Here is a 466-nt window from a genome sequence, read left to right on the forward strand (position 1 = left end):
TTTCCCCCAACTCTCCCACTAAAGAAACCCTACAACCTTATATTCAAAAAGTTCAAGTTATTACAGATAAAGTGGATAACAAACTAAAAATTACTGAATATACCTTAGAGTATATTAACAATGGCGATATAACTAAAGTTTTAGTAAAACTAGGAGAAGAAGTTATACAAGATTTTGTTTTAAAAAAAGGCTTAGATATTTCTAAAGAAATAGCACTTATCTTGTTTAGAGGAAAAATTATTTTTGGTATAATTATTTTTGCTGGAGGAAGTGTTATATCTTACTATTTTTCTGAAAACATTAAAGAATTAGCAAAAAAACTGCTAATAAATACTCAAGATTTGCTTAATAAAATCGCAGATAAAATTAAACCTCCTGTTGTATGCCCTAGTAATTCTATAACACCTAATGGTCAATGTATTGATCATCCAAATGATTTTTTTCAAAAACTAATCAATCCTTTCTC

The 466-nt window shown here is 27.3% G+C and carries 1 protein-coding gene; it reads left to right on the forward strand.

Annotated elements, in window-relative coordinates; all coding sequences use genetic code 11:
* Positions 1-466 (forward strand): hypothetical protein (locus CAMP5053_RS08365; protein WP_337217655.1); only part of this gene is annotated, 466 nt, incomplete at both ends.

The sequence above is a fragment of the Campylobacter sp. S4:11 genome (genome assembly GCF_024723695.1).
In the GTDB taxonomy this organism is placed as follows: Bacteria; Campylobacterota; Campylobacteria; order Campylobacterales; family Campylobacteraceae; genus Campylobacter_D; species Campylobacter_D jejuni_C.